At 59.6% G+C, this 25,177-nt stretch carries 28 protein-coding genes; 21 read left to right on the forward strand and 7 right to left on the reverse strand.

Annotated elements, in window-relative coordinates:
- The first annotated feature begins 121 nt into the window (after positions 1–121).
- Positions 122–1,357 carry a bifunctional acetylornithine/succinyldiaminopimelate transaminase gene (argD, locus tag HWW83_RS21525; protein ID WP_176589541.1) on the forward strand — a complete coding sequence of 412 codons (1,236 nt, stop codon included), beginning with the start codon at positions 122–124 and terminating at the stop codon, positions 1,355–1,357.
- Positions 1,358–1,379: 22 nt separating this feature from the next.
- On the opposite strand, the gene HWW83_RS21530 is transcribed toward argD, so the two are convergent.
- Together HWW83_RS21530 and crp are read right to left on the reverse strand one after the other, a co-directional pair.
- Positions 1,380–3,458 (reverse strand): YccS/YhfK family putative transporter, encoded by a 2,079-nt coding sequence (locus HWW83_RS21530; RefSeq protein WP_129993646.1) that lies wholly within the window; start codon positions 3,456–3,458, stop codon positions 1,380–1,382.
- 50 nt (positions 3,459–3,508) lie between these two features.
- Positions 3,509–4,141 carry a cAMP-activated global transcriptional regulator CRP gene (crp, locus tag HWW83_RS21535; protein WP_004090925.1) on the reverse strand — a complete coding sequence of 211 codons (633 nt, stop codon included), beginning with the start codon at positions 4,139–4,141 and terminating at the stop codon, positions 3,509–3,511.
- Between the two features lie 382 nt (positions 4,142–4,523).
- Here crp and HWW83_RS21540 point away from each other — a divergent pair, with 382 nt between their 5' ends.
- Positions 4,524–4,931: an OsmC family protein gene (locus HWW83_RS21540; RefSeq protein ID WP_004930372.1), complete on the forward strand. Its 408-nt coding sequence runs from the start codon at positions 4,524–4,526 to the stop codon at positions 4,929–4,931.
- A 38-nt stretch (positions 4,932–4,969) separates the two neighbouring features.
- Here HWW83_RS21540 and HWW83_RS21545 read toward each other — a convergent pair whose 3' ends face one another.
- The 3 genes from HWW83_RS21545 to HWW83_RS21555 all read right to left on the reverse strand — a co-directional run bounded on the left by HWW83_RS21545 (position 4,970) and on the right by HWW83_RS21555 (position 7,201).
- Complete coding sequence (locus HWW83_RS21545) at positions 4,970–5,839, reverse strand: phosphoribulokinase (protein WP_042785488.1); 870 nt, start codon at positions 5,837–5,839, stop codon at positions 4,970–4,972.
- A 151-nt stretch (positions 5,840–5,990) separates the two neighbouring features.
- Entirely contained in the window at positions 5,991–6,224 is a 234-nt protein-coding gene (locus HWW83_RS21550; RefSeq protein WP_069101032.1) for a YheU family protein, read from the reverse strand.
- Positions 6,221–7,201 carry a hydrolase gene (locus HWW83_RS21555; RefSeq protein ID WP_123062005.1) on the reverse strand — a complete coding sequence of 327 codons (981 nt, stop codon included), beginning with the start codon at positions 7,199–7,201 and terminating at the stop codon, positions 6,221–6,223. Before HWW83_RS21555 ends, HWW83_RS21550 begins: the two co-directional genes overlap by 4 nt.
- A gap of 119 nt (positions 7,202–7,320) precedes the next feature.
- Here HWW83_RS21555 and HWW83_RS21560 point away from each other — a divergent pair, with 119 nt between their 5' ends.
- The 6 genes from HWW83_RS21560 to tauD all read left to right on the forward strand — a co-directional run bounded on the left by HWW83_RS21560 (position 7,321) and on the right by tauD (position 12,282).
- A complete protein-coding gene (locus tag HWW83_RS21560; protein WP_033645257.1) occupies positions 7,321–7,923 on the forward strand; it encodes a LysE family translocator in 603 nt (200 codons plus the stop codon).
- Positions 7,924–7,934: 11 nt separating this feature from the next.
- On the forward strand, positions 7,935–8,717 hold the full coding sequence (locus HWW83_RS21565) for a PhzF family phenazine biosynthesis protein (RefSeq protein ID WP_033645256.1): 783 nt from the start codon (positions 7,935–7,937) through the stop codon (positions 8,715–8,717).
- Between the two features lie 114 nt (positions 8,718–8,831).
- Positions 8,832–9,827 (forward strand): taurine ABC transporter substrate-binding protein, encoded by a 996-nt coding sequence (tauA, locus tag HWW83_RS21570; protein ID WP_176589542.1) that lies wholly within the window; start codon positions 8,832–8,834, stop codon positions 9,825–9,827.
- 9 nt (positions 9,828–9,836) lie between these two features.
- Positions 9,837–10,604 (forward strand): taurine ABC transporter ATP-binding subunit, encoded by a 768-nt coding sequence (gene tauB / locus HWW83_RS21575; RefSeq protein WP_033645255.1) that lies wholly within the window; start codon positions 9,837–9,839, stop codon positions 10,602–10,604.
- Positions 10,601–11,437: a taurine ABC transporter permease TauC gene (gene tauC / locus HWW83_RS21580; RefSeq protein ID WP_033645254.1), complete on the forward strand. Its 837-nt coding sequence runs from the start codon at positions 10,601–10,603 to the stop codon at positions 11,435–11,437. Before tauB ends, tauC begins: the two co-directional genes overlap by 4 nt.
- On the forward strand, positions 11,434–12,282 hold the full coding sequence (gene tauD / locus HWW83_RS21585) for a taurine dioxygenase (RefSeq protein ID WP_033645253.1): 849 nt from the start codon (positions 11,434–11,436) through the stop codon (positions 12,280–12,282). Before tauC ends, tauD begins: the two co-directional genes overlap by 4 nt.
- 6 nt (positions 12,283–12,288) lie before the next feature.
- Here the strand turns inward: tauD and HWW83_RS21590 are convergent, their stop codons facing one another.
- Positions 12,289–14,202: an ABC transporter ATP-binding protein gene (locus HWW83_RS21590; protein ID WP_033645252.1), complete on the reverse strand. Its 1,914-nt coding sequence runs from the start codon at positions 14,200–14,202 to the stop codon at positions 12,289–12,291.
- A 129-nt stretch (positions 14,203–14,331) separates the two neighbouring features.
- Here HWW83_RS21590 and kefG point away from each other — a divergent pair, with 129 nt between their 5' ends.
- The 4 genes from kefG (at position 14,332) to slyD (ending at position 17,612) form a co-directional block, all read left to right on the forward strand.
- Positions 14,332–14,883 (forward strand): glutathione-regulated potassium-efflux system ancillary protein KefG, encoded by a 552-nt coding sequence (gene kefG, locus HWW83_RS21595; protein WP_028127618.1) that lies wholly within the window; start codon positions 14,332–14,334, stop codon positions 14,881–14,883.
- Between the two features lie 2 nt (positions 14,884–14,885).
- Positions 14,886–16,694 carry a glutathione-regulated potassium-efflux system protein KefB gene (gene kefB / locus HWW83_RS21600; protein ID WP_033651722.1) on the forward strand — a complete coding sequence of 603 codons (1,809 nt, stop codon included), beginning with the start codon at positions 14,886–14,888 and terminating at the stop codon, positions 16,692–16,694.
- A gap of 14 nt (positions 16,695–16,708) precedes the next feature.
- A complete protein-coding gene (locus HWW83_RS21605; protein WP_015379274.1) occupies positions 16,709–16,912 on the forward strand; it encodes a YheV family putative zinc ribbon protein in 204 nt (67 codons plus the stop codon).
- Between the two features lie 112 nt (positions 16,913–17,024).
- The gene (gene slyD / locus HWW83_RS21610) at positions 17,025–17,612 is read left to right on the forward strand and encodes a peptidylprolyl isomerase (RefSeq protein ID WP_004930407.1); all 588 of its coding nucleotides are present in this window, start codon (positions 17,025–17,027) and stop codon (positions 17,610–17,612) included.
- Positions 17,613–17,675: 63 nt separating this feature from the next.
- Here slyD and HWW83_RS21615 read toward each other — a convergent pair whose 3' ends face one another.
- On the reverse strand, positions 17,676–17,903 hold the full coding sequence (locus tag HWW83_RS21615) for a SlyX family protein (RefSeq protein ID WP_033645250.1): 228 nt from the start codon (positions 17,901–17,903) through the stop codon (positions 17,676–17,678).
- 356 nt (positions 17,904–18,259) lie between these two features.
- Here HWW83_RS21615 and fkpA point away from each other — a divergent pair, with 356 nt between their 5' ends.
- The 9 genes from fkpA to HWW83_RS21660 form a co-directional block, all read left to right on the forward strand.
- On the forward strand, positions 18,260–19,084 hold the full coding sequence (fkpA, locus tag HWW83_RS21620; RefSeq protein ID WP_033645249.1) for an FKBP-type peptidyl-prolyl cis-trans isomerase: 825 nt from the start codon (positions 18,260–18,262) through the stop codon (positions 19,082–19,084).
- 373 nt (positions 19,085–19,457) lie between these two features.
- The gene (locus HWW83_RS21625) at positions 19,458–20,180 is read left to right on the forward strand and encodes a helix-turn-helix transcriptional regulator (protein WP_033645248.1); all 723 of its coding nucleotides are present in this window, start codon (positions 19,458–19,460) and stop codon (positions 20,178–20,180) included.
- Positions 20,180–20,569, forward strand: coding sequence for a sulfurtransferase complex subunit TusD (gene tusD / locus HWW83_RS21630; protein ID WP_033645247.1), 390 nt, complete (start codon positions 20,180–20,182; stop codon positions 20,567–20,569). Before HWW83_RS21625 ends, tusD begins: the two co-directional genes overlap by 1 nt.
- Positions 20,570–20,576: 7 nt before the next feature.
- The gene (gene tusC, locus HWW83_RS21635; RefSeq protein WP_033645384.1) at positions 20,577–20,936 is read left to right on the forward strand and encodes a sulfurtransferase complex subunit TusC; all 360 of its coding nucleotides are present in this window, start codon (positions 20,577–20,579) and stop codon (positions 20,934–20,936) included.
- Between the two features lie 9 nt (positions 20,937–20,945).
- Positions 20,946–21,233 carry a sulfurtransferase complex subunit TusB gene (tusB, locus tag HWW83_RS21640; RefSeq protein ID WP_046687912.1) on the forward strand — a complete coding sequence of 96 codons (288 nt, stop codon included), beginning with the start codon at positions 20,946–20,948 and terminating at the stop codon, positions 21,231–21,233.
- A gap of 143 nt (positions 21,234–21,376) precedes the next feature.
- Positions 21,377–21,751 carry a 30S ribosomal protein S12 gene (gene rpsL, locus HWW83_RS21645; protein WP_004930426.1) on the forward strand — a complete coding sequence of 125 codons (375 nt, stop codon included), beginning with the start codon at positions 21,377–21,379 and terminating at the stop codon, positions 21,749–21,751.
- A 96-nt stretch (positions 21,752–21,847) separates the two neighbouring features.
- Positions 21,848–22,318 carry a 30S ribosomal protein S7 gene (rpsG, locus tag HWW83_RS21650; protein WP_004956203.1) on the forward strand — a complete coding sequence of 157 codons (471 nt, stop codon included), beginning with the start codon at positions 21,848–21,850 and terminating at the stop codon, positions 22,316–22,318.
- Positions 22,319–22,411: 93 nt separating this feature from the next.
- Entirely contained in the window at positions 22,412–24,526 is a 2,115-nt protein-coding gene (gene fusA, locus HWW83_RS21655; RefSeq protein WP_033645245.1) for an elongation factor G, read from the forward strand.
- A 70-nt stretch (positions 24,527–24,596) separates the two neighbouring features.
- Positions 24,597–25,177, forward strand: a 581-nt coding sequence (locus tag HWW83_RS21660; protein ID WP_164124542.1) for a GTP-binding protein, incomplete at its 3' end; no start/stop codon positions are given.

Genomic DNA, 25,177 nt, shown 5'->3' on the forward strand with positions numbered 1-25,177 from the left:
TTTTTTTCGCCCGTCAGGCGTTTTGCATTTGCGCTTTAGTGTTTTTTTATGCATATTTCGTGATTACATTTTCATTATAACATCGCGATAGCGCTGAAAAACCTTCAGGGTGGAGCCGAAAATGACTGACAAATCCGCAGTGAGCCGCAGCACCTTTGACCAGGTGATCCTGCCTGTTTATGCACCCGCCCAGTTTGTGCCGGTGCGCGGCCAAGGCAGCCGGGTCTGGGATCAGCAGGGAAAAGAGTACATCGATTTTTCCGGCGGCATCGCGGTGACGGCGCTGGGGCACTGCCATCCGGCGCTGGTCGAGGCGCTCAAACGCCAGGGCGAAACCTTGTGGCATACCAGCAACGTCTTCACCAATGAACCGGCGCTGCGCCTGGCGAGCAAATTGATCGACGCCACCTTCGCCGATCGGGTGTTCTTCGCCAACTCCGGCGCAGAGGCCAACGAGGCGGCGTTCAAACTGGCGCGTCATTACGCTATCACCCGCCACAGCCCCTATAAAACCAAAATCATCGCCTTCTATAACGCGTTTCACGGCCGCACGCTGTTCACCGTGTCGGTGGGCGGGCAGGCCAAATATTCCGACGGGTTCGGGCCGAAGCCGGCCGACATCGTGCACGTGCCGTTCAACGATCTGGCGGCGGTGAAAGCGGTGATGGACGACCACACCTGCGCGGTGGTGATGGAGCCGATTCAGGGCGAGGGCGGCATTACGCCGGTCGACGCCGACTTCCTTAAAGGCGTGCGCAAACTGTGCGACCAACATCAGGCGCTGCTGGTGTTCGACGAAGTGCAAAGCGGCATGGGGCGCAGCGGCAAACTGTTCGCCTATATGCATTATGGCGTGACGCCGGACATTCTCACCACCGCCAAGGCGCTGGGCGGCGGTTTCCCGGTCAGCGCCATGCTGACCACCGAAGACATTGCGTCGGTGATGCAGGTGGGCACCCACGGCACCACCTACGGCGGCAACCCGCTGGCCTGCGCGGTGGCGGAGGCGGCGCTGGACGTGATCAATACGCCGGAGGTGCTGAGTGGCATTGAGCAGCGTCATGCGCTGTATGTGCAGGTTTTGCAGCATATCGGCGATAAATACGGTATTTTCACCGCGATTCGCGGCATGGGGCTGCTGATTGGCGCCGAGCTGACGCCGCATTATCACGGCAGGGCGCGCGACTTCCTCACCGCCGCCGCCGCGCGTGGGTTGATGATCCTCAATGCCGGGCCGAACGTGATCCGTTTCGCGCCGTCGCTGGTGGTGGAGCTGCAGGATATCGAGGCCGGCATGGCGCTGTTCGAGCTGGCGGTGCAGGATGTGATCAACGCCAGAAGCCCGCGCGGCATATAACGGGGCGCGGCATGCCGCGCCCTTATTGATCGCGCAGTTTGCGCTTGAGCCAGATGCCGTGGTGCGGGCGCTGGCGCCAGGCCAGCGACGAAATGGTGTGCATCACGCTCAGGTGCGACAAAATGCGCCGCAGATGGCGCTCCATCTCGGTAACGGGCATGTCCGGATGCAGATCCGGCGGCTGCATGATGCCGCTGTTGCCGCTGCTCGGGCCGTCGTATTCCAACCGCTGCTGGCAGCTTTGCAGCGCGATTTCACAGGTCTGCAGATACTCTTCCGCCAGTTTCGGCGTCAGCATGTAGTGCTCGCGTGCCAGAATGGTCATGGCGTTCAGGTGTTCGACGATGAACTGGCTGTGAGTGACCCACAGCCGCATGTCCGCCAGATAGTTTGACGCGAACCCCGGCTCTTGCATCGCCTGATTGAGCGAGGTGAACAGCGCGTTGTGTGCCTGGTTGACCTGCATGCGGGTATAGGCCAACGCGGTGGCGTCCGGTTCCGGTTGCTTCAGCATCAGCCGCAGCGCGGCTTGATCGTTCTCCAGCGCCTGATGGGCATTCTTGCGCAGCAGCCCGCTTTGCCACTGCGGCCACAGCCAAATGGTGCCGCCGAACGCCAGCACGCAGCCGATCAGCGTATCGATCAGGCGCGGTACCAGAAAATGCGAGCCGTTCAGCGCCAGCAGCTGCAGGGTGTAAACCGCCGTGACCGTAAAGCCAATCACCGACAGCCCGTAGTTCTTGCGCGAAACCAGGTAGGCCAGCAGCGTGATCACCAGCATGATGCTCAGCGTTTCTCCCTCCGGCAACTGCAGCTGCAGCAGCCCGGCTGCCAGCAATAGCCCGGCAATCGTGCCCAGCGCACGGTGCTGAATACGCACCCGGGTGGCGTTATACCCGTTTTGGCTCACCAGCATGATGGTGAGCAGGATCCAGTAAGGCTTCGGCAGGTTGAATACCGCACCCAGGCTGCTGCCGACCGCCAGCGTTACGCCCAGCCGCGCGGCGTTGCGCAGGGCGGTGGATTTGAACGACAGATAGCTGACCAGCGCCGGCCAAAACGGCAGGCGGTGCTGGCCGGGCATCAGGTCGCGGCGGTACAGCGGATGCTGGGTGCGCAGCAGGCGGGCGATGCGGCTGAAGTGGTAATAACAAAACTGGCCGACCGGATTATCGGGATGCTGCGCCGCCATTTTTTCCAGCGCCGCCAGCTCGTGGGTCATGGAGAAGCGCTTCGAATATTGATGATAGAGAATATCGTGCGCCACCACGCGCAGCCGGCCGGCGATCACCTGAGCATTGCGGCGAATGATCGCTTCGGCCTGGCTCTGCTCCACCAGTTTTTGCACCTCTTCCGGCAGATGCAGGCTGACGGTGATGTGCTCCTGCAGGTCCATCGCCACCTGAAAGGCGCGCTGCAGGCGCTTTTGCTCGAGATTGTTGGCGTGCGGCAGGAAATTAAGCTGTTGGTACAACAGGCTGATCAGGTCCATCACCTTTTGCTGGCGCACCAGCAGCGGCGGCAGCGCGGTCTGCGGATCGGTGTGCTGGGTCAGCAGCGAGTATTTGGCTTCGAAATAGTCCGCCAGTTCCAGATAGAGCTGGCTCAGCGTCTCGCGCATCGGCTGCTCTTTCCACAGCTTGAACCAGAACCAGGTGAATAAGCCATACCAGGCGGTGCCGATCGCGTACAGCAGCGGCGCCTGCCAGATAGGCACCGTGCCGGCCGTGCTGAGGGCGAAGATGGCGGCCACCAGCGCCGCCGGCAACAGCCGGGCGTGCAGCGGGCTGATTTCGCCGGTGACGCCGAGCAGCAGCGCCAGGCCCAGCATCAGCGCCGGCAGCGGCACGTGCCACAGCAGGGCCTGTTGCAGCAGCACGCTGCTGAAGGCGAACAGCGAACCGCCGACGATCAGTCGTTTAAAGAAGCGCTTATGCGGCGTATCCAGCCCGGCGATATTGCAGCAGGCGGGCACGAGGGAGAACATCAGGCCGAGCTGCAGCTGGCCTATCAGCAGGCCGAACAGCACCGGCAGGCACAACACCAGCGTTTGTCGCAGTGCGTAGTTGATTTCCGGGTGGTAGATCAGGCGGCGCCACATGGCAGAGAGCAGACAAAAAAACGGCGCAGACTGCGCCGTTTTTTCAGGGATTAACGGGTGCCGTAGACGACAATGGTTTTGCCGTGGGCGGAAATCAGGTTTTGATCTTCCAGCATTTTCAGAATACGGCCAACGGTTTCACGCGAGCAGCCGACGATCTGGCCGATCTCCTGACGGGTGATCTTGATCTGCATGCCGTCCGGGTGAGTCATGGCGTCGGGTTGCTTCGCCAGATTCAGCAGGGTTTGCGCGATGCGGCCGGTAACGTCCAGGAAGGCGAGGTTGCCCACTTTTTCGGAGGTGACCTGCAGGCGGCTCGCCATTTGGGCGGACAGACGCATCAGGATGTCCGGGTTCACCTGGATCAGCTGGCGGAATTTCTTGTAGGAAATTTCGGCCACTTCACAGGCGGTTTTCGCGCGAACCCAGGCGCTGCGCTCCTGGCCTTCTTCGAACAATCCGAGCTCGCCGATGAAATCCCCCTGGTTGAGGTAGGACAGGATCATCTCTTTACCTTCTTCATCCTTGATCAGCACCGCGACGGAGCCTTTCACGATGTAGTAAAGCGTTTCGGCCTTTTCACCTTGGTGAATCAGCGTACTCTTCGATGGATATTTGTGGATATGGCAATGAGACAGGAACCATTCGAGAGTAGGGTCTGTTTGCGGTTTGCCGAGAACCATTCGCTGTTATCCTCTGTTGTTATCGCTGCCTTGTGTCACAGGGGTCAGAGTTCCCTGTAAAACCCGCCTGTAGCCGCAGTCATGAGCGAGGGCTACCGGCAAGTTTTGAGGCGTGTCATAAAAATACGCTGTCGCTCTAGCATATTAACTTGCCGTAAGCGCTGCAAGCTACATTCTGTTAACATACCGGTAAAGGAGCCTTTCTCTGGGCGTTTCCCTGAAATTCAGTGTCCCGGAAAGATTTATTGCGGCTCTGTTTGTAGCACAGAGTAAGGCGGGTGTCTCGTGTTGTCTCGCTTCAGCATGATTAGCATCAGGTTACGTTGCCTGTTTCTATGCGAAAGCGTACTCTGATTTTAAGAAATCAACCGGAGTGACCAGAATGCAGGCAAGAGTTAAATGGGTGGAAGGGTTAACGTTTTTGGGGGAATCGGCCTCCGGCCACCAGGTGCTGATGGACGGCAACGCCGGTGATAAAGCGCCCAGCCCGATGGAGATGGTGCTGATGTCGGTGGGCGGCTGCAGCGCGATCGACGTGGTGTCCATCCTGCAAAAAGGGCGCAACGACGTGCGCGACTGCGAGGTGAAGCTGACCTCCGAGCGCCGCGAAGAAGCCCCGCGGTTGTTCACCCATATCAACCTGCACTTCATCGTTACCGGCCAGGACCTGACCGACAAGATCGTCGAGCGTGCGGTGAACCTGTCGGCGGAGAAGTACTGCTCGGTGGCGCTGATGCTCAACAAGGCTGCCACGGTGACCCACAGCTTCGAGATCCGCCAACCGGCGTAATCGAAACGGAGCGCGGCCCGGCGCCGCGCTCAACGCATTTATTCGATCTTCTTGCCTTCCAGCAACCGCTGCACCAGCGGCGCCATGATCAGCTCCATCGCCAGCCCCATCTTGCCGCCCGGCACCACTAACGTATTGATGTGTGAGATAAACGAGCCCTGCAGCATCGCCAGCAAATAGGGGAAATCTATCTGATCCAGCCCGCGGAAGTGGATCACCACGAAGCTTTCGTCCAGTGAGGGAATCGCCTTGGCAGCGAACGGGTTGGAGGTGTCCACCGTCGGCACGCGCTGGAAGTTGATGTGGGTGCGCGAGAACTGCGGCGTGATGTAGTTGATGTAATCTTCCATCGAACGCACCACCGAATCCATCACCGCTTCGCGAGAGTGGCCGCGCTCGCCGGTATCGCGGATCAGTTTCTGAATCCACTCCAGGTTGACGATCGGCACCACGCCGACCAGCAGATCGACGTGGTTGGCCACGTCATGGTGCTCGGTGACCACACCGCCGTGCAGCCCCTCGTAGAACAGCACGTCGGTCGGCGCCGGCAGCGGCTCCCACGGGGTGAAGGTGCCCGGCACCTGATTGTAGGGTACCGCTTCGTCGTAGGTGTGCAGGTACTTGCGCGAACGGCCGGTGCCATTTTTGCCGTACTCGATAAAGCTCTGCTGCAGCAGACCGAAGTCGTTGGCCTCGGGGCCGAAATAGCTGATGTGTCTGCCCAGATCGCGCGCCTTGCGGATCGCCGCGTCCATTTCCGGCCGGGTGTAGCGGTGGAAGCTGTCGCCCTCCAGCTCGGCGGCGCGAATGTTGAGCTGTTGGAAGATTTTGCGGAACGCCACGCTGGTGGTGGTGGTGCCGGCGCCGCTGGAACCGGTCACCGCGATAACGGGATGTTTGGCAGACATGGTAGTTGTCACTCCGTGTTGAATGCGCCGGCGTCAGGGGATTATTGTGGCTCTTGTTGACGCTCTCTATGTCAGGAAAAAATGGCGCGCGCTGGTTTGCAATGTCCCATTGTTACCTGATTTTTTCCGTCAGTCATAGAACCGGGCGCCACTAAATTTCTTCCTGCCCGGCGCGGATCTGACCGCGCGGCATGATGTTGACGCTCTCATGCAGTTCCGACCACACCAGCACCACCTCGCCGTTTTTCAGCTGGCGGCGCACGTCCTCCACCTTCTGCTCCAGCGATCGTTCGTGCTCGCCGTAATCGGTGCCTTCACGCAGCACAAAGGATTCGATCAGGCTGTTCAGGGTGTCGGTTGCCAGTTCTTGCCAGGGAATGATCACGTCGGGATGTCCAGATAAGGGGAAAGCCAGGCCGGAATGCGATGCTCCAGCCACATGTGCGGTTTTTTCAGCGTGCCGCCGACAAAGCCGACGTGGCCGCCGAACTCGGTCAGCTGATATTCGATATTGCGCGGCAGGCCGGCGACGTCGGGGATCACCTCATGGGTCATGAAGGGATCGTCCTTCGCATGGATGATCAGCAGCGGCGTTTGGATCGCCGGCAACAGCGGCAGGGCGCTGCAGCGGCGATAATAATCGGTGGCGTCGCTGAAGCCGTGAATGCGCGAGGTGATGGCGTCGTCGAATTCGCGGATGCGCCGCAACCCGTTCAGCTGTGACAGCTTGAGCGGCAGGGTGTCCGGGTAGTGCAACAGCTTGCGGGTGGCGTTTTGTTTCAGCTGCCCCAACAGGTAGCGCTGATAGACGCGGGAGAAACCTTGCTCCATGCGATAGGCGCAGGGCTCCAGCATCAGCGGCGCCGAGACCACCACCGCCGCCTGCAGCAGGCTGTCGGCGCCTTGCTGCGCCAGATAACAGGCCAGCATGTTGCCGCCGAGCGAAACGCCTACTGCCGCGGTTGGCACCTCGCCGTAGCTGTCGTGCAGCCAGCGCAGGAAGAAACGCGCGTCTTCGGTTTCGCCGGAGTGGTAGATGCGCTGTTTGCGGTTGGGCACGCCGCTGCAGCCGCGAAAGTGCATCACCACCCCGAGCCAGCCACGTTCGCGCCAGGCGTTGAGCAGGCCATGCGCGTAGGGGCTGTAGAAGCTGCCCTCCAGACCGTGGAACAGCACCGCGCGCGGTTTATCGCGCGCCTGCGCCGGATCCTCGCTCCAGGCGAGATCGACGAAATCGCCGTCGGGCAATTCCAGCCGTTGCCAATGCGGTTTCAATAACACGCGGCGGCGCACCAGCCGCGGCAACAGCGTTTGCAGGTGCGGGTTACTGGCCCCGGTCAGGGGGCGAAAGACGTCATGCATAGGCGGAGTAAAAATGTTGTTGGCGACTATTGTGAGATCCCAGGCGCACTGTTAGCTTCAATACCAATAACTGACAATGATACTGCAAAAAAGCGCCTTGGGTGAGGAGCACCCGTGCCATGGAACCGAGTTTATTCCTTTCGATGCTGGGCTTCCTGTGGGTCGCCGCCATCACGCCTGGCCCCAATAACCTGCTGCTGACCACCTCCGGCGCTCATTTCGGCTTTATGCGTTCGCTGTGGCTGATGATCGGCATCATGCTCGGCATGCAAAGCATTTTGCTGCTGGTGGCCTTCGGCGTCGGCAGCCTGATCCTGGTTTACCCGTCGCTGCACCTGATCCTGAAAATCCTCGGCAGTTTGTACCTGCTGTGGCTGGCGTGGAAAGTCGCCACCGCCGCCTATGAAAAGCTGGAAACCGACGTGGCGCCGCCGCAGCCGGTGCGGCTGTATCAGGGCTGGCTGTTGCAGTTCCTCAACCCGAAAGCCTGGCTGATGGCGCTGGGCGCGGTGGCGAGCTTCAGTCTGGCGGGCGATAAGTACAACGGTTCCATTGCGGCGATCGCGCTGGGCATTTTGGCGGTCAACATCGTCGCCGGCGTTATCTGGCTGGCGTTCGGCACGGTGATCGGCCGCCTGCTGCGCAGCAAAAAGGCCTGGATTATCTTCAACGTTTCCATGGGGCTGCTGACTGCAGCCTGTGTATTACTGATTTGGCATTAAGGAGCGGAACGATGGCGGAAAACTATTATCACGTGGTCGCCTTTACCGGTGAGGGGCTGCGCGGCAACCCGGCCGGGGTCTGCCTGCTGACGCAGCCACTGCCGACGGAGCGGCTGCAGGCGATCGCCAACGAGATCGGCCTGCCGGAGACCAGCTTTGTCTGGGATGACGGCGACATGACCGCCATTCGCTGGTTTACCCCGGAGCGTGAGGTCGATCTTTGCGGCCATGGCACGCTGGCGGCGGCGCATGTGATGTTCAGCGCGGTTAACCCGGCGCTGAAGGATATTCGCTTCAGATCGGCCGGCGGCGAGCTGTTCGTCAAGCGCGATGAGCGGGATGGGGAGCGGCTGGTGCTTGATTTCCCCGCCAGGCCGCCGCAGAAAGTCGCCGAACCGGCGGGCCTCGCGGCGCTGCTGGGCGTGCAGCCGCAGGAAGTGTGGCAGGCGAAAGCGCTGCTGGCGGTGGTGGAAAATGAGGCGCAGGTGCGCGCGCTGCGCCCGGACATCCCGGCGCTGATCGCATTGGCCGGCCGCGCGGTGATCGTCACCGCGCCGGGTGACACCGTGGACTTCGTTTCGCGCTATTTCACGCTCGACGGCGGCGAGGATCCGGTGACCGGTTCCGCGCATTGTACGTTGATGCCTTACTGGACGGCGCGTCTCGGCCGCCATCGGCTGCACGCCCGGCAGATTTCGGCGCGCGGCGGCGAGCTGTTCTGCGAACTGCAAGGGGACCGCACGCTGCTCGGCGGCTACGCTCACGTGTTCTTGCGCGGGACGATCGTGCTGTGATTCGCTTTAATATTACCTAAGGTAATAAAGAAGACTTTTTTATTCTTTTATCGCCCGTCATCGCTCAGATAAAACTGTCAGCAACTGAACAGATTTTTATCAACGGAGCGGAACATGGCGGGCAAACTCTTTTCTTTACGCAACGCGGCGCTGCTGGCGCTGTCGCTCAGCGCTGCCAGCGCCTATGCGGTGGACGTGACCGTGGCGTACCAGACGTCTGCAGAACCGGCCAAGGTGGCGCAGGCGGAAAACAGCTTCGCCAAACAGTCCGGCGCGACCGTCGGCTGGCGTAAGTTCGACAGCGGTTCCAGCGTGCTGCGTGCGCTGGCCTCCGGCGACGTGCAGATCGGCAATATCGGCTCCAGCCCGCTGGCGGTGGCCGCCAGCCAAAAACTCCCCATCGAAGTGTTCCTCATCGCCTCGCAGCTCGGCAGTTCCGAAGCGCTGGTGGTGAAGAATGACATCAAAAGCCCGCAGGATCTGATCGGCAAGCGCATCGCGGTGCCGTTTATCTCCACCACCCATTACAGCCTGCTGGCCTCGCTCAAACATTGGGGCATCAAGCCTGAACAGGTGAAGATCCTCAATCTGCAGCCGCCGGCCATCGCCGCCGCCTGGCAGCGCGGCGACATCGACGGCGCCTACGTCTGGGCGCCGGTGGTCAACGAACTGGCCAAACAAGGCAAGGTGTTGACCGACTCCGCGCAGGTGGGCGAATGGGGTTCGCCAACCCTGGATGTGTGGGTGGTGCGCAAAGACTTCGCCGAGAAACATCCCGACGTGGTGACCGCCTTTGCCGCCAGCGCCCTGCAGGCGCAGAAGGCCTACCTGGCAGCGCCGGAACAGTGGCTGAAAGATCCGAGCCATCTCAGCACCTTGGCGCGCTTGAGCGGCGTGCCGGAAGCGCAGGTGCCGGAGCTGGTGAAGGGGAACCGTTATCTGCCGGTGGCGGATCAGGTCGCCCAACTCGGCCAGCCGGTGGACAAGGCAATCCGCGATACCGCCGAATTCCTCAAGCAGCAGGGCAAGATCCCGCAGGTCGACAGCGATTACAGCGCTTATGTGACCGACCGTTTTGTGAAACAGGTGCAGGCTGCGCCGCAGTCGTAAGGAAGCAGGATGCTAAACGTCAGCCATCTTTCAGCAGAATATCAGGGGCGGCCCGCGCTGCGTGACGTGTCGTTCCAGATCGCCGCCGGGCAACTGGTGGTGGTGCTCGGCCCGTCGGGCTGCGGCAAAACCACGCTGCTGAATTTAATCGCCGGGTTTATCGAGCCTTCAGCTGGCAGCATCACGCTGGATGGAACGTCCGTTCATGGCCCAAGCGCCGAACGGGGCGTGGTGTTCCAGCATGAGGGTTTACTGCCGTGGCGTAACGTGGTGGACAACGTCGAGTTCGGCCTGCAGCTGGCCGGCGTCGGCAAGGCGCAGCGCCGCCAGGTGGCGGAGCAGATGTTGCAGCGCGTCGGTCTGGCCGGTTACGAGCGGCATTTCATCTGGCAGCTTTCCGGCGGCATGCGCCAACGCGTCGGCATCGCCCGCGCCCTGGCCGCCGATCCGCGTCTGCTGTTGCTGGATGAACCGTTCGGCGCGCTGGACGCGTTCACTCGCGAGCAGATGCAAGAGCTGCTGCTGACCATCTGGCGCGATACCGGCAAGCAGGTGCTGCTGATCACTCACGATATTGAAGAGGCGGTGTTCCTCGCCAGCGAGCTGTTGCTGCTGTCGCCGGGGCCGGGGCAGGTGGTGGAGCGGCTGTCGCTGAACTTCGGCCAACGCTATGCCGACGGCGAAGCCTGCCGCTCGATTAAGTCCGATCCTGAATTTATCGCGCAGCGCGAATACGTGCTGGGCAAAGTTTTCCAACAGCGCGAGGCCTTGTTATGAGCCTGCATTCCACGTTAAAGGCCGCGGCGCAGCCGCAGGGCAAAGCGACGCGCCGTTTCAGCGTGCCGCGCAACGTTTGGCTGAGCGGCGCCACGCTGTTGACGGTGTTGATCGTCTGGTGGGGCGTGACGGCGCTGCAGCTGATCAGCCCGCTGTTCCTGCCGGCGCCGCAGCAGGTATTGCATCAGCTGATCACCATCGCCAGCCCGCAAGGCTTTATGGACGCCACGCTGTGGCAGCATCTGGCGGCCAGCCTGGGGCGCATTTTGGTGGCGCTGCTGGCGGCGGTGATCGTCGGCATTCCGGTGGGCATCGCCATGGGGCTGAACGACACGGTGCGCGGCATCCTCGATCCGCTGATTGAGATCTATCGTCCGGTGCCGCCGTTGGCGTATTTGCCGCTGATGGTGATTTGGTTCGGCATCGGCGAAACCTCGAAGATCTTGCTGATTTATCTGGCGATTTTCGCGCCGGTGACGCTGTCCGCCGTGGCCGGCGTGCGCAGCGTGGCGCAGGTACGGGTGCGCGCGGCCCGCGCGTTGGGTGCGACGCGTTGGCAGGTGCTGCGTTTCGTGGTGCTGCCGAGCGCGCTGCCGGAGATCCTGACCGGCATTCGCATCGGGCTGGGCGTCGGTTGGTCGACGCTGGTGGCCGCCGAACTGATCGCCGCCACGCGCGGCCTGGGATTTATGGTGCAATCCGCCGGTGAGTTTCTGGCGACCGACGTGGTGCTGGCCGGCATCGGCGTGATTGCGGTGATTGCATTTGGGTTGGAGCTGGGGCTGCGCGCCCTGCAGCGCCGATTGACCCCGTGGCATGGAGTACAGCAATGAACGAACGTCTGAATATCACCCCGCTGGGGCCTTACATCGGGGCGCTGGTGGAAAACGTCGAGTTGGCCCGGCCGCTGGGCGACGGCCAGTTTGAACAGCTTTATCATGCGCTGCTCAAGCATCAGGTGCTGTTCTTCCGCAATCAGCCGATCACGCCGCTGCAGCAGCGCGATCTGGCCGGCCGCTTCGGCGATCTGCACATCCATCCGGTCTATCCGCACGCCACCGACGTGGAAGAGATCATCGTGCTCGATACCCACGACGACAACCCGCCGGATAACGACAACTGGCACACCGACGTGACCTTTATCGAGAACCCGCCGCTGGGGGCGATCCTGGCGGCCAAGACGCTGCCTGCCACCGGCGGCGATACGCTGTGGGCCAGCGGCATCGCCGCCTATGAGGCGCTGTCGGCGCCGTTCAGAACGCTGCTCGCGGGGCTGCGCGCGGAACATGACTTCACCAAGTCGTTCCCGGAGCACAAGCATCGCGGCAGTGAAGAAGAGCATCAGCGCTGGCAACTGGCGGTGCAGAAAAACCCGCCGCTGTTGCATCCGGTGGTGCGTACCCATCCGGTCAGCGGCCGGCAGGCGCTGTTCGTCAATGAAGGGTTCACCACGCGGATCGTCGATCTGGCGCCGAAGGAGAGCGACGCTTTACTGAATTTCCTGTTTGCTCACATCACCAAACCGGAGTTTCAGGTGCGCTGGCGTTGGCAGGAGAATGACGTGGCGATCTGGGATAACCGCGTGACGCAGCACTACGCCAACGCGGATTATCTGCCGCAGCGGCGCATCATGCACCGCGCGACCATTCTGGGGGACAAGCCCTTTTACAAGGCGTAACAGCGGTTAGGCGTCGAACGCTTGCGTTAACTGCTCCAGCTGTTCCTGCGCATCCAGCCAGGTCATTTCCGTCTCTTCGAGCGCGGATTTGGCCTGGCTTTGCTTTTGCAGGCAGTCGGTCAGTTCGGCCTTGCGGCTGATGTCGTACAGTGCGGAATCCGCCAACTGCTCTTCCACCGCCGCCAGTTCGGCGCCCAGTTTTTCCATCTGCTGTTCCAGCTTGGCGATCTGCTTGCGCAGCGGTTGGGTTTGCGTACGGAACTCCGCCTCGCGGCGTTTTTGATCCTTGCGCGCCTGCGCGCTGTTGGCGCCGCTCTCTTTTTCCGGCGCGTCCTGTTGGCTTTCCTGGCGCTGCAGATCGATCAGCCACTGCTGATAATCGTCGAGATCGCCTTCGAAAGGCTCGACCTGGCCATCGTGCACCAGGTACAGATCGTCGGTGGTGGAGCGCAGCAGGTGACGGTCGTGCGAGACCACCACCAATGCGCCTTCGAAATCGATCAGCGCCTCGGTCAGCGCCTGGCGCATGTCGAGATCCAGGTGGTTGGTCGGTTCATCGAGCAGCAGCAGGTTCGGGCGCTGCCAGACGATCAGCGCCAGCACCAGCCGCGCCTTCTCGCCGCCGGAGAAGCGTTCGGTGATTTCACTGACCTTGTCGCCCTGGAAGCCGAAACCGCCCAGATAATCGCGCAGCTGTTGCTCCAGCACCCGTGGCGCGATGCGGCTCAGGTGCTGCAGCGGCGATTCGTCGGCGCGCAGGAATTCCAACTGGTGCTGGGCGAAGTAACCCAGCTTGATGCCTTTCGCCAGGCCGATCTCGCCGCTCAGCGGCTCCAGGGTGCCGGCCAGCAGTTTGATCAACGTCGATTTACCGGCGCCGTTGCGGCCGAGCAGGCCAATGCGTGAGCCGGGCACCAGGTTCAGTTTGATGGACTTCAGGATCACCTTGTCGCCGTACCCGGCGCTGACTTTTTCCATGCGCAGCAGCGGGTTCGGCAGGCTTTCCGGCGGCCGGAAGCTGAAGGTGAACGGGTTGTCGACGTGCGCCGGGGCGATCAGCTCCATGCGCTCCAGCATCTTGATGCGGCTCTGCGCCTGCTTGGCCTTGGTCGCCTGCGCGCGGAAGCGGTCGATATAGCTTTGCAGGTGCGCCACTTTTTCTTGCTGGTGCTGATACAGCGACTGCTGCTGCGCCAGTTTGGTGGCGCGTTGGCGTTCGAACGACGAGTAGTTGCCGGTGTACTCGTTCATCGTCTGCTGTTCGATATGCAGGATCTTGTCGACGATCGGATCGAGGAAGTCGCGGTCGTGCGAGATAAGCACCAGCGTGCCGGGATAGCTTTTCAGCCAGCGCTCCAGCCAGATCACCGCATCGAGATCCAGGTGGTTGGTCGGTTCGTCGAGCAACAGCAGATCGGAACGGCACACCAACGCCTGCGCCAGGTTAAGACGCATGCGCCAGCCGCCGGAAAAGTCGCGCACCGGGCTTTGCAGTTGTTCGTTGGAGAAGCCGAGACCGTGCAGCAGGCTGGCGGCGCGGGAACGAATGGTCCAGGCGTCGATGGCGTCCAGCTTGCCGTGCAGGGTGGCGATGGCGTGGCCGTCGTTGCGGTCGTTGGCGGCCTGCAGTTCGGCTTCGAGCTGGCGAAACTCGCGGTCGCCGTCGATAACATACTCGATCGCCGGCACGTCCAGCGCCGGCGTCTCCTGGTTGACCCAGGCCAGCGCCCAGTTGCCGGGGAAGGTGAAGCTGCCGCCGTCCGCCGCGATCTCGCCCTTCAGCAGCGACAACAGCGTGGATTTGCCGCAGCCGTTTTTGCCGACCAGGCCGACCTTCTGACCTGGATTAACCGTCGCCGTGGCGTTGTCCAGCAGGACGCGGATGCCGCGTCGGATTTGTAGCGAGGAGAATACAATCATAAAGCGCCGTATGTTCAGAGTATGTTAAATTATCATTAAGGTAACAGAACGCGCACCGCGCGCTGTTTTTGTCTTTGCGATGCATGGTAACGGAAAACCGCTACCCTGACGACGCTTTGGAGGGGAATGATGTCGCAGCCGCCCAAGGTCTTGCTGCTGTATGCCCATCCGGAATCCCATGACTCGGTGGCGAACCGGGTTTTGCTTCGACCGGCGCAGCAATTGGAACATGTCACCGTGCACGATCTCTACGCGCACTACCCTGATTTTTTTATCGATATTCATCACGAACAACAGCTGCTGCGTGAGCATCAGGTCATCGTGTTTCAGCACCCGCTGTATACTTACAGCTGCCCGGCGCTGCTGAAGGAATGGCTGGATCGCGTGCTGGCGCGCGGCTTCGCCAGCGGCGTGGGCGGCAATGCGCTGGCGGGCAAATACTGGCGTTCGGTGATCACCACCGGCGAGCCGGAAGGCGCCTACCGCACCGGCGGTTATAACCATTATCCGATGGAAGATATCCTGCGGCCGTTCGAGTTGACCGCCGGGATGTGCCATATGCACTGGTTGACGCCGTTCGTGGTCTATTGGGCGCGGCGGCAAAAGCCGGAGGTGCTGCGCAGCCACGCAGACGCCTACGGGGAGTGGCTGAGCCACCCGCTGCCGCACGGGGGGCGGTGATCATGGAAGGATCGACCTTACTGACCGCCATTTTACTGTTCCTGTTTGCCGCGGTGGTGACGGTGCCGATCGCCCGTCGCCTGGGGATCGGCGCGGTGCTGGGTTATCTGATCGCCGGCATCGCCATCGGCCCGTGGGGATTGGGTTTTATTCGCGACGTTGACGAGATCCTGCACTTCTCCGAGCTGGGCGTGGTGTTCCTGATGTTCATCATCGGCCTGGAGCTGAACCCCAGCAAGCTGTGGGAGCTGCGGCGCTCGATTTTCGGCGCCGGCGCCGGCCAGGTGCTGATCACCGCGGCGGTGCTGGGCGCATTGCTGTACCTGACGCACTTCGCCTGGCAGGCGGCGGTGATCGGCGGCGTTGGCCTGGCGATGTCTTCCACCGCCATGGCGCTGCAGCTGATGCGCGAAAAGGGCATGAACCGCAACGAAGGCGGGCAGCTGGGGTTCTCGGTGCTGCTGTTCCAGGATATGGCGGTGATCCCGGCGCTGGCGTTGATCCCCATTCTGGCCGGCGCCGGCGGCACCAGCGACGACTGGGCGAAGATCGCGCTCAAGGTGGCGGCGTTCGGCGGCATGCTGATCGGCGGCCGCTTCCTGCTGCGGCCGCTGTTCCGCTATATCGCCGCTTCCGGCGTGCGCGAGATCTTTACCGCCGCGGCGCTGCTGCTGGTGCTCGGCTCGGCGCTGTTTATGGAGACGCTCGGCCTGTCGATGGCGCTCGGCACCTTCATCGCCGGCGTGCTGCTGGCGGAGAGCGAATACCGCCACGAACTGGAGATCTCCATCGAGCCGTTTAAAGGGCTGCTGCTGGGGCTGTTCTTTATCTCGGTGGGCATGGTGTTGAATATCGGCGTGCTCTACACCCATCTGGCCGAGGTGTTGATCGGCGTGTTGGCGTTGGTGGCGGTGAAATCCGGCGTGCTCTACGGCGTATCGCGCCTGTTCGGCCTGCGCAGTTCGGTACGCCTGCAGTTCGCCGGCGTGCTCAGCCAGGGCGGTGAGTTCGCCTTCGTGCTGTTTTCGGCGGCGGGCGCCCAAAAGGTGCTGCAGCCGGATCAACTCTCTTTGCTGCTGGTGGTGGTGACGCTGTCGATGATGACCACGCCGCTGTTGATGCAGGCCATCGATCGCATTTTGGCGCGCCGCTATAACGCCAAAGACGAAGACGAGGAGACGCCGTACGTGGAAGATGACGATCCGCAGGTGATCATCGTCGGCTTCGGGCGTTTTGGCCAGGTGATCGGCCGCCTGCTGATGGCCAACAAAATGCGCATTACCGTACTGGAACGCGACGTCAGCGCCGTCGGCGTGCTGCGTCGCTACGGTTACAAGGTCTATTACGGCGACGCCACCGAGCTGGAGCTGCTGCGCGCGGCAGGCGCAGAGAAGGCCAAGTCGATCGTGATCACCAGCAATGAGCCGGAAGACACCATGGCGATCGTGCGGCTGTGCCAGCAGCACTTCCCGAACCTGAGCATCCTGGCGCGCGCGCGCGGCCGCGTGGAGGCGCATGAGCTGCTGCAGGCGGGCGTAAAACAGTTCAGCCGCGAGACCTTCTCCAGCGCGCTGGAACTGGGGCGCAAGGCGCTGATGGAATTGGGCATGCACCCGCATCAGGCCTTTCGCGCCCAGCAGCATTTCCGTCGTCTGGATATGCGCATGCTGCGTGAGCTGATGCCGCCGCATCAGGGCGACGTGGCGCAAATTTCTCGCGTGAAAGAGGCGCGGCGCGAGCTGGAAGAGCTCTTCCATCGCGAAATGCAAAAAGAAAGTCGCCAGTTTGACGGCTGGGATGAATACGAATAAGCGGGAGCATAACGATGTCTGCAACACGTAAGAGATTTATCGCCGGAGCGGTGTGCCCGAGCTGTAGCGCCATGGATACGCTGGCGGTATGGCGGGAGGATCAGGTGGAAGTGGTGGAGTGCGTCAAGTGCGGCCATCACCAGCGCCAGACCGAACAACAGGTGGAAAAACACGTTCGACCGCAAGAGCAGGTGATCGGCATTTTTCAGCCGAAGTAGCGTTTTTTTATCCCGGAGGGTACAGCGAGGCAGATTTCCGTTACAATCTGTCCGGAAAAGGCGCGCATCCCGATAACGGTGCGCGTCCTAGTAGCCAACGGTAGGAGATATCATGAAAGTAGCAAAAGACTTGGTGGTCAGCCTGGCTTACCAAGTACGTACAGAAGACGGTGTTTTGGTTGATGAGTCTCCGGTGAGCGCACCGCTGGACTATCTGCACGGGCATGGTTCTCTGATCGCAGGTCTGGAAAAAGCGCTCGAAGGCCACGACGTTGGCGATCGTTTTGACGTTCACGTCGGCGCGAACGACGCGTACGGCAACTACGACGAAAACCTGGTGCAGCGCGTACCGAAAGACGTCTTCATGGGCGTTGACGAACTGCAGGTCGGCATGCGTTTCCTGGCTGACACCGATCAGGGCCCGGTACCGGTTGAAATCACTGAAGTTGACGGCGACCACGTTGTGGTTGACGGCAACCACATGCTGGCCGGCCAAAACCTGAACTTCAACGTGGAAGTTGTCGCGATCCGCGAAGCGACCGCAGAAGAACTGGCGCACGGTCACGTACACGGCGAGCACGATCATCACCACGAGCACGGTGAAGGCTGCTGCGGCGGTCACGGCCATAGCCACGATCACGACCATGGTCACGACCACGGTAAAGGCGGTTGCGGCAACGGCGGTTGCGGCTGCCACTAAGCAGAACGCAATCCCGAGACGAGAGGGCAGCCATTGGCTGCCCTTTTTTATGCGCGGCGCCCCTCAATAGTGCGGCGGAGGGGTTTCTTCCGATTGCGAGGCGATCATCGAGGTTTGGGTCGAGCGCAGTTTGTCGGTCAACATGCGCAGGTGCTCGCGCATCTTCAGCATTTCCATCTGATGCTGGGTGACGGTCTGGTTGAGCTCTTCGATAGTGAGCTCTTGAAAAGCCTGACGGCTTTCCAGTTCTTCAAGCCGCTGTAGCAGGCTTTGAATGTCGGCGTTGTGCATGAGGCTACCTCTGACGCGATAAAATCCTGATTCGGCGCTATGGTAACAGCTGGCGTCGGGTTTGCCCGCGCTATTTCTTTGGGCGGCGCGCAACGTTGCGATCGGCAGTGTAAAGTGCTGAAAAGCTGCACGCCTGATTCGCCGTTTTTTGCTAACCTCGCCGAATATTCTGCAAGAAAAATCTGATTTATCATGTGAGTAGCACGCAGCGGGAAACTTCTTGGCAAAGCGGGAGTCACACTTTGACTCGATTGGTTACCTGTGCGACTGTTTTGTTTTGTTTCAGGCAGCTATAGTAGCCCGGTTATCTTACCTAATGATTGTTTGGGGCATTGCTTCAGACACTGGAGAAATGGATGAAATCTTTGTTTAAAGTCACGCTTCTGGCAACCACCATGGCTTTTGCTCTGAATGCGACCCAGGTCATGGCAGCCGATGCCGCTAAACCGGCGGCAGACGCGGCAGCAGCGCCAAGCACCGGCAAGTTCAAAAACGACGACGAGCAAGCGGCTTACGCACTGGGCGCCTCTCTTGGCCGTTACATGGACAACTCTCTGAAAGAGCAAGAGAAGCTGGGCATCAAGCTGGACAAAGATCAGCTGATCGCCGGCGTTCAGGACGCTTTCGCTAACAAGAGCAAGCTGAACGACGCCGACATCGAAAAGACCCTGCAGGGCTTTGAAGCGCGCGTGAAGGCTTCCGCTCAGGCGAAGATGGAGCAGGACGCCAAGGACAACGAAACCAAAGGCGCCAAGTATCGCGACAGCTTCGCTAAAGAAAAAGGCGTGAAGAAAACCGAATCCGGCCTGCTGTATCAGGTAGAGAAACCGGGCGCGGGTGAAGCGCCGAAAGACAGCGACACCGTGGTAGTGAACTACAAAGGCACCCTGACCGACGGTACCGAGTTCGATAACTCCTACACCCGCGGTGAGCCGCTGTCATTCCGTCTGGACGGTGTGATCCCTGGCTGGACCGAAGGCCTGAAGCACATCAAGAAAGGCGGCAAAATCAAGCTGGTGATCCCACCGGCGCTGGCCTACGGTAAAACCGGCGTTCCGGGCATCCCGGCTAACTCCACGCTGGTCTTCGACGTCGAGCTGCTGGATGTGAAAGCGGCGCCGAAAGCCGACGCTAAAGCCGAAAAACCGGCCGACGCCAAAGCCGACGCCAAAGCGAAATAATCTCGTCGCTCTGTTTGCCACCGCCGCGGATGCCCTCCGCGGCGGTTTTCATTTCGGCAGCCGCTACCGCTCTCTCCATTGAACGCTTGACGCCTGACGGGCATCGGGCTTAACGTCAATACCACGCGCAAACGCAAGGACTTTGCTCCGGCCGCTTTGCTAGACTAATAATTCTGACTTATCAGTCATGCGTCTGCCCCTTAGGGCGTGTACCTAAAATTGTTCCCGGCCGCCTCGCCCGCGGATGTCATCGCGCCGTTTTATGCCGCTCTCAGCCAGCCGCGCTGCAGCGCGCCGACGACGGCAGCGATCCGGCCCGAGCGGTTTTAGCTGCGCCCCCTGGCACAGGCGATCTATGAGGGTGGTATCTTCGATGTCGAATTCGCTTTTATCCAGCGAAGCCAGCGAACTTGATTTGCTGAATGAACGTCCGTTTACTCAAACGGATCATGAAATCCTGAAATCCTATGAAGCGGTGGTCGACGGGCTGGCGATGTTGATCGGCGGCCACTGCGAAATCGTATTGCACGCGCTGGAAGACTTGAACAGCTCGGCGGTGCGCATCGCCAACGGGGAACACACCGGGCGCAAAATCGGCTCGCCGATCACCGACTTGGCGCTGCGCATGCTGCACGACATGGCCGGCGACGACAGCAGCGTGTCGAAAGCCTACTTTACCCGCGCCAAGAGCGGCGTATTGATGAAATCGGTGACTATCGCCATTCGCAATCGCGAGCAGCGGGTGATTGGTTTGTTGTGCATCAACATGAACCTCGACGTGCCGTTCTCGCAGATCATGCAAACCTTTATGCCGCCGACAGCGCAGGACGTGCCGTCGTCGGTGAACTTCGCCTCTTCCGTCGACGATCTGGTGGCGCAGACGCTGGAGTTCACCATCGAAGAGGTGAACGCCGACCGCTCGGTGTCCAATAACGCCAAGAATCGACAGGTGGTGCTCAATCTCTATGAGAAAGGCATCTTCGACATCAAGGATGCGATCAATCAGGTGGCGGATCGTCTGAATATCTCCAAACACACCGTCTATCTGTACATTCGCCAGTTTAAAAGCGGCGACCTGGTAGGAAGTGACCGCTGATGCTCGACTATTGTCTGTTGGTTACCGGCCCGGCTTATGGCACGCAGCAGGCCAGCAGCGCCTATCAATTCGCTCAGGCTTTACTGGCGAAAGGGCATCGTCTTTCCAGCGTCTTTTTCTACCGTGAAGGGGTGTTGAACGCCAACCGGTTAACCGCGCCCGCCAGCGACGAATTCGATCTGGTGCGCGGCTGGACGCAGCTCGCGCAGCAACACGGCGTAGCGCTCAACGTCTGCGTGGCCGCCGCGCTGCGTCGGGGCGTCACCGACGAACAGGAAGCGCAGCAGCAGGGGCTGGCCGGCGCCAACCTGCAGCCCGGTTTTACCCTGAGCGGGCTGGGTTCCCTGGCCGAAGCGTCGCTGAGTTGCGACCGTCTGGTGCAGTTCTGAGGAAATGATGAAACGAGTCGCTTTTGTTTTCACCCACGGGCCGCATGGCGGCGCCGGCGGCAGGGAAGGGCTGGATGCGCTGCTCGCCACGTCGGCGCTCAGTGAGGATTTGGGGGTGTTTTTTATCGGTGATGGCGTGTTGCAGCTGTTGCCGGGCCAGCAACCGGAAAAGATTTTGGCGCGCAATTATATCGCCACTTTCGGTGTGCTGCCGCTGTATGACGTGGAGCGGTGTTATCTGTGCCAGGCTTCGCTGCAGGAACGCGGGCTGAGTCAGGTGACCGATTGGGTGCTGGATGCCGAGGTGCTGGCGCCTGACGAACTGCGCCGTGAATTGGCCGGCTACGACGCCGTAATGACGTTTTAGGAACTTCTGATGTTGTATACCCTGAGCAATTCGCCAAACCAATGTGACCTGCCCGCGCTGTTGCGCCTGACCGCGGAGGGCGACGCGCTGCTGCTGCTGCAGGATGGCGTGCTCGCAGGCCTTGTTGGTAGCGCCCATCTTGAATCGCTGCTCGCCGCCCCCATATCCCTTTATGCGCTGCAGGACGACCTGGAAGCCAGGGGGTTGATTGGTCATTTTTCGCACAAAATCACTGTCGTCGGCTATAATCACTTCGTTGAATTAACCGAACAACACCGCAGCCAAATGGCCTGGTGATGACGGTGATGTTGTATATTTCTTGACACCCATACTGGTCAGCCCTAAAATTCTGCGTCCTCGTACTTTGCCAGTAGTGCATACGAGGGGATTTATCACATGTTTACGAAGCTAGTACGAAGCAAAAACCAGGAGCTTTTTTAATGGCAACAATTAACCAGCTGGTTCGCAAACCACGCTCTGTGAAGGCTGCTAAAAGCAACGTTCCAGCGCTGGAAGCCTGCCCGCAGAAACGTGGCGTATGCACCCGCGTATATACCACTACCCCGAAAAAACCAAACTCCGCACTGCGTAAAGTTTGCCGTGTGCGTTTGACCAACGGTTTCGAAGTGACTTCCTACATCGGTGGCGAAGGCCACAACCTGCAGGAACACTCCGTAATCCTGATCCGTGGCGGTCGTGTAAAAGACCTGCCAGGTGTGCGTTACCACACCGTCCGTGGTGCACTTGACTGCTCCGGTGTTAAAGACCGTAAGCAAGCTCGTTCCAAGTACGGCGTGAAGAAGCCAAAGGCTTAATGGTTCTCCGTTAAGTAAGGCCAAACGTTTTAACTTTAATGTCAAAATAAACTCGTAGAGTTTTGGACAATCCTGAATTAACAACGGAGTATTTCCATGCCACGTCGTCGCGTAATCGGCCAACGTAAAATCCTGCCAGATCCTAAGTTCGGATCTGAGCTGCTGGCCAAATTTGTAAATATCCTGATGGTAGACGGTAAAAAATCTACTGCAGAAGCAATCGTCTATACCGCGCTGGAGACCCTGGCTCAGCGTTCTGGTAAAGATCACCTGGAAGCTTTCGAAGTCGCTCTCGACAACGTTCGCCCGACTGTAGAAGTTAAGTCGCGTCGCGTTGGCGGTTCTACTTATCAGGTACCAGTTGAAGTCCGCCCGGTTCGTCGTAATGCTCTGGCAATGCGTTGGATCGTTGATGCTGCACGTAAACGCGGTGATAAATCCATGGCTCTGCGCCTGGCGAACGAGCTGTCTGACGCAGCAGAGAACAAAGGTTCTGCTGTTAAGAAGCGTGAAGACGTTCACCGTATGGCCGAAGCCAACAAGGCGTTCGCCCACTACCGCTGGTAATCATCTGGCTGTAGTCATGCTAACCAAGCGGGCGCGTCAAATCGGCCCGCTTGGGTTAACTGAACTTGAACGCCCTAGGAATAGAGGAATCAAATGGCTCGTACAACACCCATTGCACGCTACCGTAACATCGGTATCAGTGCTCACATCGACGCCGGTAAAACCACCACTACCGAACGTATTCTGTTCTACACCGGTGTAAACCACAAAATCGGTGAAGTTCATGACGGCGCTGCCACCATGGACTGGATGGAACAGGAGCAGGAGCGTGGTATTACCATCACTTCTGCAGCGACGACTGCCTTCTGGTCTGGTATGGCCAAGCAGTTCGAACCGCATCGCGTAAACATCATCGACACCCCAGGGCACGTTGACTTCACCATCGAAGTAGAACGTTCCATGCGTGTGCTGGATGGCGCGGTAATGGTTTACTGTGCTGTTGGTGGTGTTCAGCCACAGTCTGAAACCGTATGGCGTCAGGCTAACAAATACAAAGTGCCACGTATCGCGTTCGTTAACAAAATGGACCGTATGGGCGCTAACTTCCTGAAAGTTGTTGGCCAGATCAAAACTCGTCTGGGCGCTAACCCTGTTCCTCTGCAGCTGGCTATCGGCGCAGAAGACAAATTCACCGGCGTTATCGACCTGGTGAAGATGAAGGCGATCAACTGGAACGAAGAAGACGCAGGCGTTACCTTCGAATACGAAGACGTCCCGGCTGACATGATGGAACTGGCTGAAGAATGGCGCCAGAACCTGATCGAATCCGCTGCGGAAGCTTCCGAAGAGCTGATGGAAAAATACCTGGGCGGCGAAGAGCTGACCGAGGCAGAAATCAAGTCCGCTCTGCGTCAGCGCGTGCTGAACAACGAAATCATCCTGGTTACCTGTGGTTCTGCGTTCAAGAACAAGGGCGTACAGGCGATGCTGGATGCGGTAATCGAATACCTGCCGGCGCCAACTGACGTTCCTGCGATCAACGGTATCCTGGACGACGGTAAAGACACCCCGGCTGAGCGTCACGCAAGTGATGACGAGCCGTTCTCTGCTCTGGCGTTCAAAATCGCTACCGACCCGTTCGTAGGTAACCTGACCTTCTTCCGCGTGTACTCCGGCGTTGTTAACTCCGGCGACACCGTGCTGAACTCCGTTAAGGCTGCGCGTGAGCGTTTCGGCCGTATCGTTCAGATGCACGCCAACAAGCGTGAAGAGATCAAAGAAGTTCGCGCAGGCGACATCGCCGCTGCGATCGGTCTGAAAGACGTGACCACCGGGGACACCCTGTGTGATCCAGACTCTCCAATCATCCTGGAGCGTATGGAATTCCCTGAGCCGGTAATCTCTATCGCCGTTGAACCAAAAACCAAAGCTGACCAAGAGAAAATGGGTCTGGCTCTGGGCCGTCTGGCTAAAGAAGACCCGTCATTCCGCGTATGGACTGACGAAGAGTCTAACCAGACCATCATCGCCGGTATGGGTGAACTGCACCTCGACATCATCGTTGACCGCATGAAGCGTGAATTCAACGTTGAAGCTAACGTGGGCAAACCTCAGGTAGCTTACCGCGAAGCGATTCGCGCGAAGATTACCGATGTTGAAGGTAAGCACGCCAAGCAGTCTGGTGGTCGCGGTCAGTACGGTCACGTTGTGATCGACATGTACCCACTGGAGCCGGGCTCTAACCCGAAAGGTTACGAGTTCATCAACGACATCAAAGGCGGCGTAATTCCTGGCGAATACATCCCTGCCGTTGATAAAGGCATCCAGGAGCAGCTGAAGTCTGGTCCGTTGGCTGGTTACCCGGTAGTAGATATGGGTATTCGTCTGCACTTCGGTTCTTACCACGACGTTGACTCCTCTGAACTGGCGTTTAAACTGGCCGCATCTATCGCCTTTAAAGAAGGCTTTAAGAAAGCGAAACCAGTTCTGCTTGAGCCTATCATGAAGGTTGAAGTTGAGACTCCAGAAGAGAACACCGGTGACGTTATCGGTGACTTGAGCCGTCGTCGCGGCATGCTGCGCGGTCAGGAATCTGAAGTGACTGGCGTTAAGATCCACGCTGAAGTACCGTTGTCCGAAATGTTCGGCTACGCAACTCAGCTGCGTTCTCTGACTAAAGGTCGTGCATCATACACCATGGAATTCCTGAAGTATGATGATGCACCGAACAACGTCGCTCAGGCCGTAATCGAAGCCCGTGGCAAATAAGCCGCAGGGTTAAAACCAAAGTCCCGTGCTCTCTCCAGAAGGGGAGAGCGCTATAGTAAGGAATATAGCCGTGTCTAAAGAAAAATTTGAACGTACAAAACCGCACGTTAACGTTGGTACTATCGGCCACGTTGACCACGGTAAAACTACCCTGACTGCAGCGATCACCACCGTTCTGGCTAAAACCTACGGCGGTTCTGCACGTGCTTTCGACCAGATCGATAACGCGCCAGAAGAAAAAGCTCGTGGTATCACCATCAACACCTCTCACGTTGAGTATGACACCCCGACTCGCCACTACGCGCACGTTGACTGCCCAGGGCACGCCGACTACGTGAAAAACATGATCACCGGTGCTGCTCAGATGGACGGCGCGATCCTGGTAGTTGCTGCGACTGACGGCCCAATGCCTCAGACCCGTGAGCACATCCTGCTGGGTCGTCAGGTTGGCGTTCCTTTCATCATCGTATTCATGAACAAATGCGACATGGTTGATGATGAAGAGCTGCTGGAACTGGTAGAAATGGAAGTTCGCGAACTGCTGTCCGCGTACGATTTCCCAGGCGACGACCTGCCAGTGATCCGCGGTTCCGCGCTGAAAGCGCTGGAAGGCGAAGCTGAGTGGGAAGCGAAAATCATCGAACTGGCCGA

The sequence above is a fragment of the Serratia ureilytica genome, from assembly GCF_013375155.1.
Taxonomy (GTDB): Bacteria; Pseudomonadota; Gammaproteobacteria; order Enterobacterales; family Enterobacteriaceae; genus Serratia; species Serratia ureilytica.

Excerpts from the sequence above, each read along its gene's own strand:
- argD (WP_176589541.1), top strand. The coding sequence starts at position 122 with ATGACTGACAAATCCGCAGTGAGCCGCAGCACCTTTGACCAGGTGATC.
- HWW83_RS21530 (WP_129993646.1), bottom strand. The coding sequence starts at position 3,458 with ATGTGGCGCCGCCTGATCTACCACCCGGAAATCAACTACGCACTGCGA.
- crp (WP_004090925.1), bottom strand. The coding sequence starts at position 4,141 with ATGGTTCTCGGCAAACCGCAAACAGACCCTACTCTCGAATGGTTCCTG.
- HWW83_RS21540 (WP_004930372.1), top strand. The coding sequence starts at position 4,524 with ATGCAGGCAAGAGTTAAATGGGTGGAAGGGTTAACGTTTTTGGGGGAA.
- HWW83_RS21545 (WP_042785488.1), bottom strand. The coding sequence starts at position 5,839 with ATGTCTGCCAAACATCCCGTTATCGCGGTGACCGGTTCCAGCGGCGCC.
- HWW83_RS21555 (WP_123062005.1), bottom strand. The coding sequence starts at position 7,201 with ATGCATGACGTCTTTCGCCCCCTGACCGGGGCCAGTAACCCGCACCTG.
- HWW83_RS21560 (WP_033645257.1), top strand. The coding sequence starts at position 7,321 with ATGGAACCGAGTTTATTCCTTTCGATGCTGGGCTTCCTGTGGGTCGCC.
- HWW83_RS21565 (WP_033645256.1), top strand. The coding sequence starts at position 7,935 with ATGGCGGAAAACTATTATCACGTGGTCGCCTTTACCGGTGAGGGGCTG.
- tauA (WP_176589542.1), top strand. The coding sequence starts at position 8,832 with ATGGCGGGCAAACTCTTTTCTTTACGCAACGCGGCGCTGCTGGCGCTG.
- tauB (WP_033645255.1), top strand. The coding sequence starts at position 9,837 with ATGCTAAACGTCAGCCATCTTTCAGCAGAATATCAGGGGCGGCCCGCG.
- tauC (WP_033645254.1), top strand. The coding sequence starts at position 10,601 with ATGAGCCTGCATTCCACGTTAAAGGCCGCGGCGCAGCCGCAGGGCAAA.
- tauD (WP_033645253.1), top strand. The coding sequence starts at position 11,434 with ATGAACGAACGTCTGAATATCACCCCGCTGGGGCCTTACATCGGGGCG.
- HWW83_RS21590 (WP_033645252.1), bottom strand. The coding sequence starts at position 14,202 with ATGATTGTATTCTCCTCGCTACAAATCCGACGCGGCATCCGCGTCCTG.
- kefG (WP_028127618.1), top strand. The coding sequence starts at position 14,332 with ATGTCGCAGCCGCCCAAGGTCTTGCTGCTGTATGCCCATCCGGAATCC.
- kefB (WP_033651722.1), top strand. The coding sequence starts at position 14,886 with ATGGAAGGATCGACCTTACTGACCGCCATTTTACTGTTCCTGTTTGCC.
- HWW83_RS21605 (WP_015379274.1), top strand. The coding sequence starts at position 16,709 with ATGTCTGCAACACGTAAGAGATTTATCGCCGGAGCGGTGTGCCCGAGC.
- slyD (WP_004930407.1), top strand. The coding sequence starts at position 17,025 with ATGAAAGTAGCAAAAGACTTGGTGGTCAGCCTGGCTTACCAAGTACGT.
- HWW83_RS21615 (WP_033645250.1), bottom strand. The coding sequence starts at position 17,903 with ATGCACAACGCCGACATTCAAAGCCTGCTACAGCGGCTTGAAGAACTG.
- fkpA (WP_033645249.1), top strand. The coding sequence starts at position 18,260 with ATGAAATCTTTGTTTAAAGTCACGCTTCTGGCAACCACCATGGCTTTT.
- HWW83_RS21625 (WP_033645248.1), top strand. The coding sequence starts at position 19,458 with ATGTCGAATTCGCTTTTATCCAGCGAAGCCAGCGAACTTGATTTGCTG.
- tusD (WP_033645247.1), top strand. The coding sequence starts at position 20,180 with ATGCTCGACTATTGTCTGTTGGTTACCGGCCCGGCTTATGGCACGCAG.
- tusC (WP_033645384.1), top strand. The coding sequence starts at position 20,577 with ATGAAACGAGTCGCTTTTGTTTTCACCCACGGGCCGCATGGCGGCGCC.
- tusB (WP_046687912.1), top strand. The coding sequence starts at position 20,946 with ATGTTGTATACCCTGAGCAATTCGCCAAACCAATGTGACCTGCCCGCG.
- rpsL (WP_004930426.1), top strand. The coding sequence starts at position 21,377 with ATGGCAACAATTAACCAGCTGGTTCGCAAACCACGCTCTGTGAAGGCT.
- rpsG (WP_004956203.1), top strand. The coding sequence starts at position 21,848 with ATGCCACGTCGTCGCGTAATCGGCCAACGTAAAATCCTGCCAGATCCT.
- fusA (WP_033645245.1), top strand. The coding sequence starts at position 22,412 with ATGGCTCGTACAACACCCATTGCACGCTACCGTAACATCGGTATCAGT.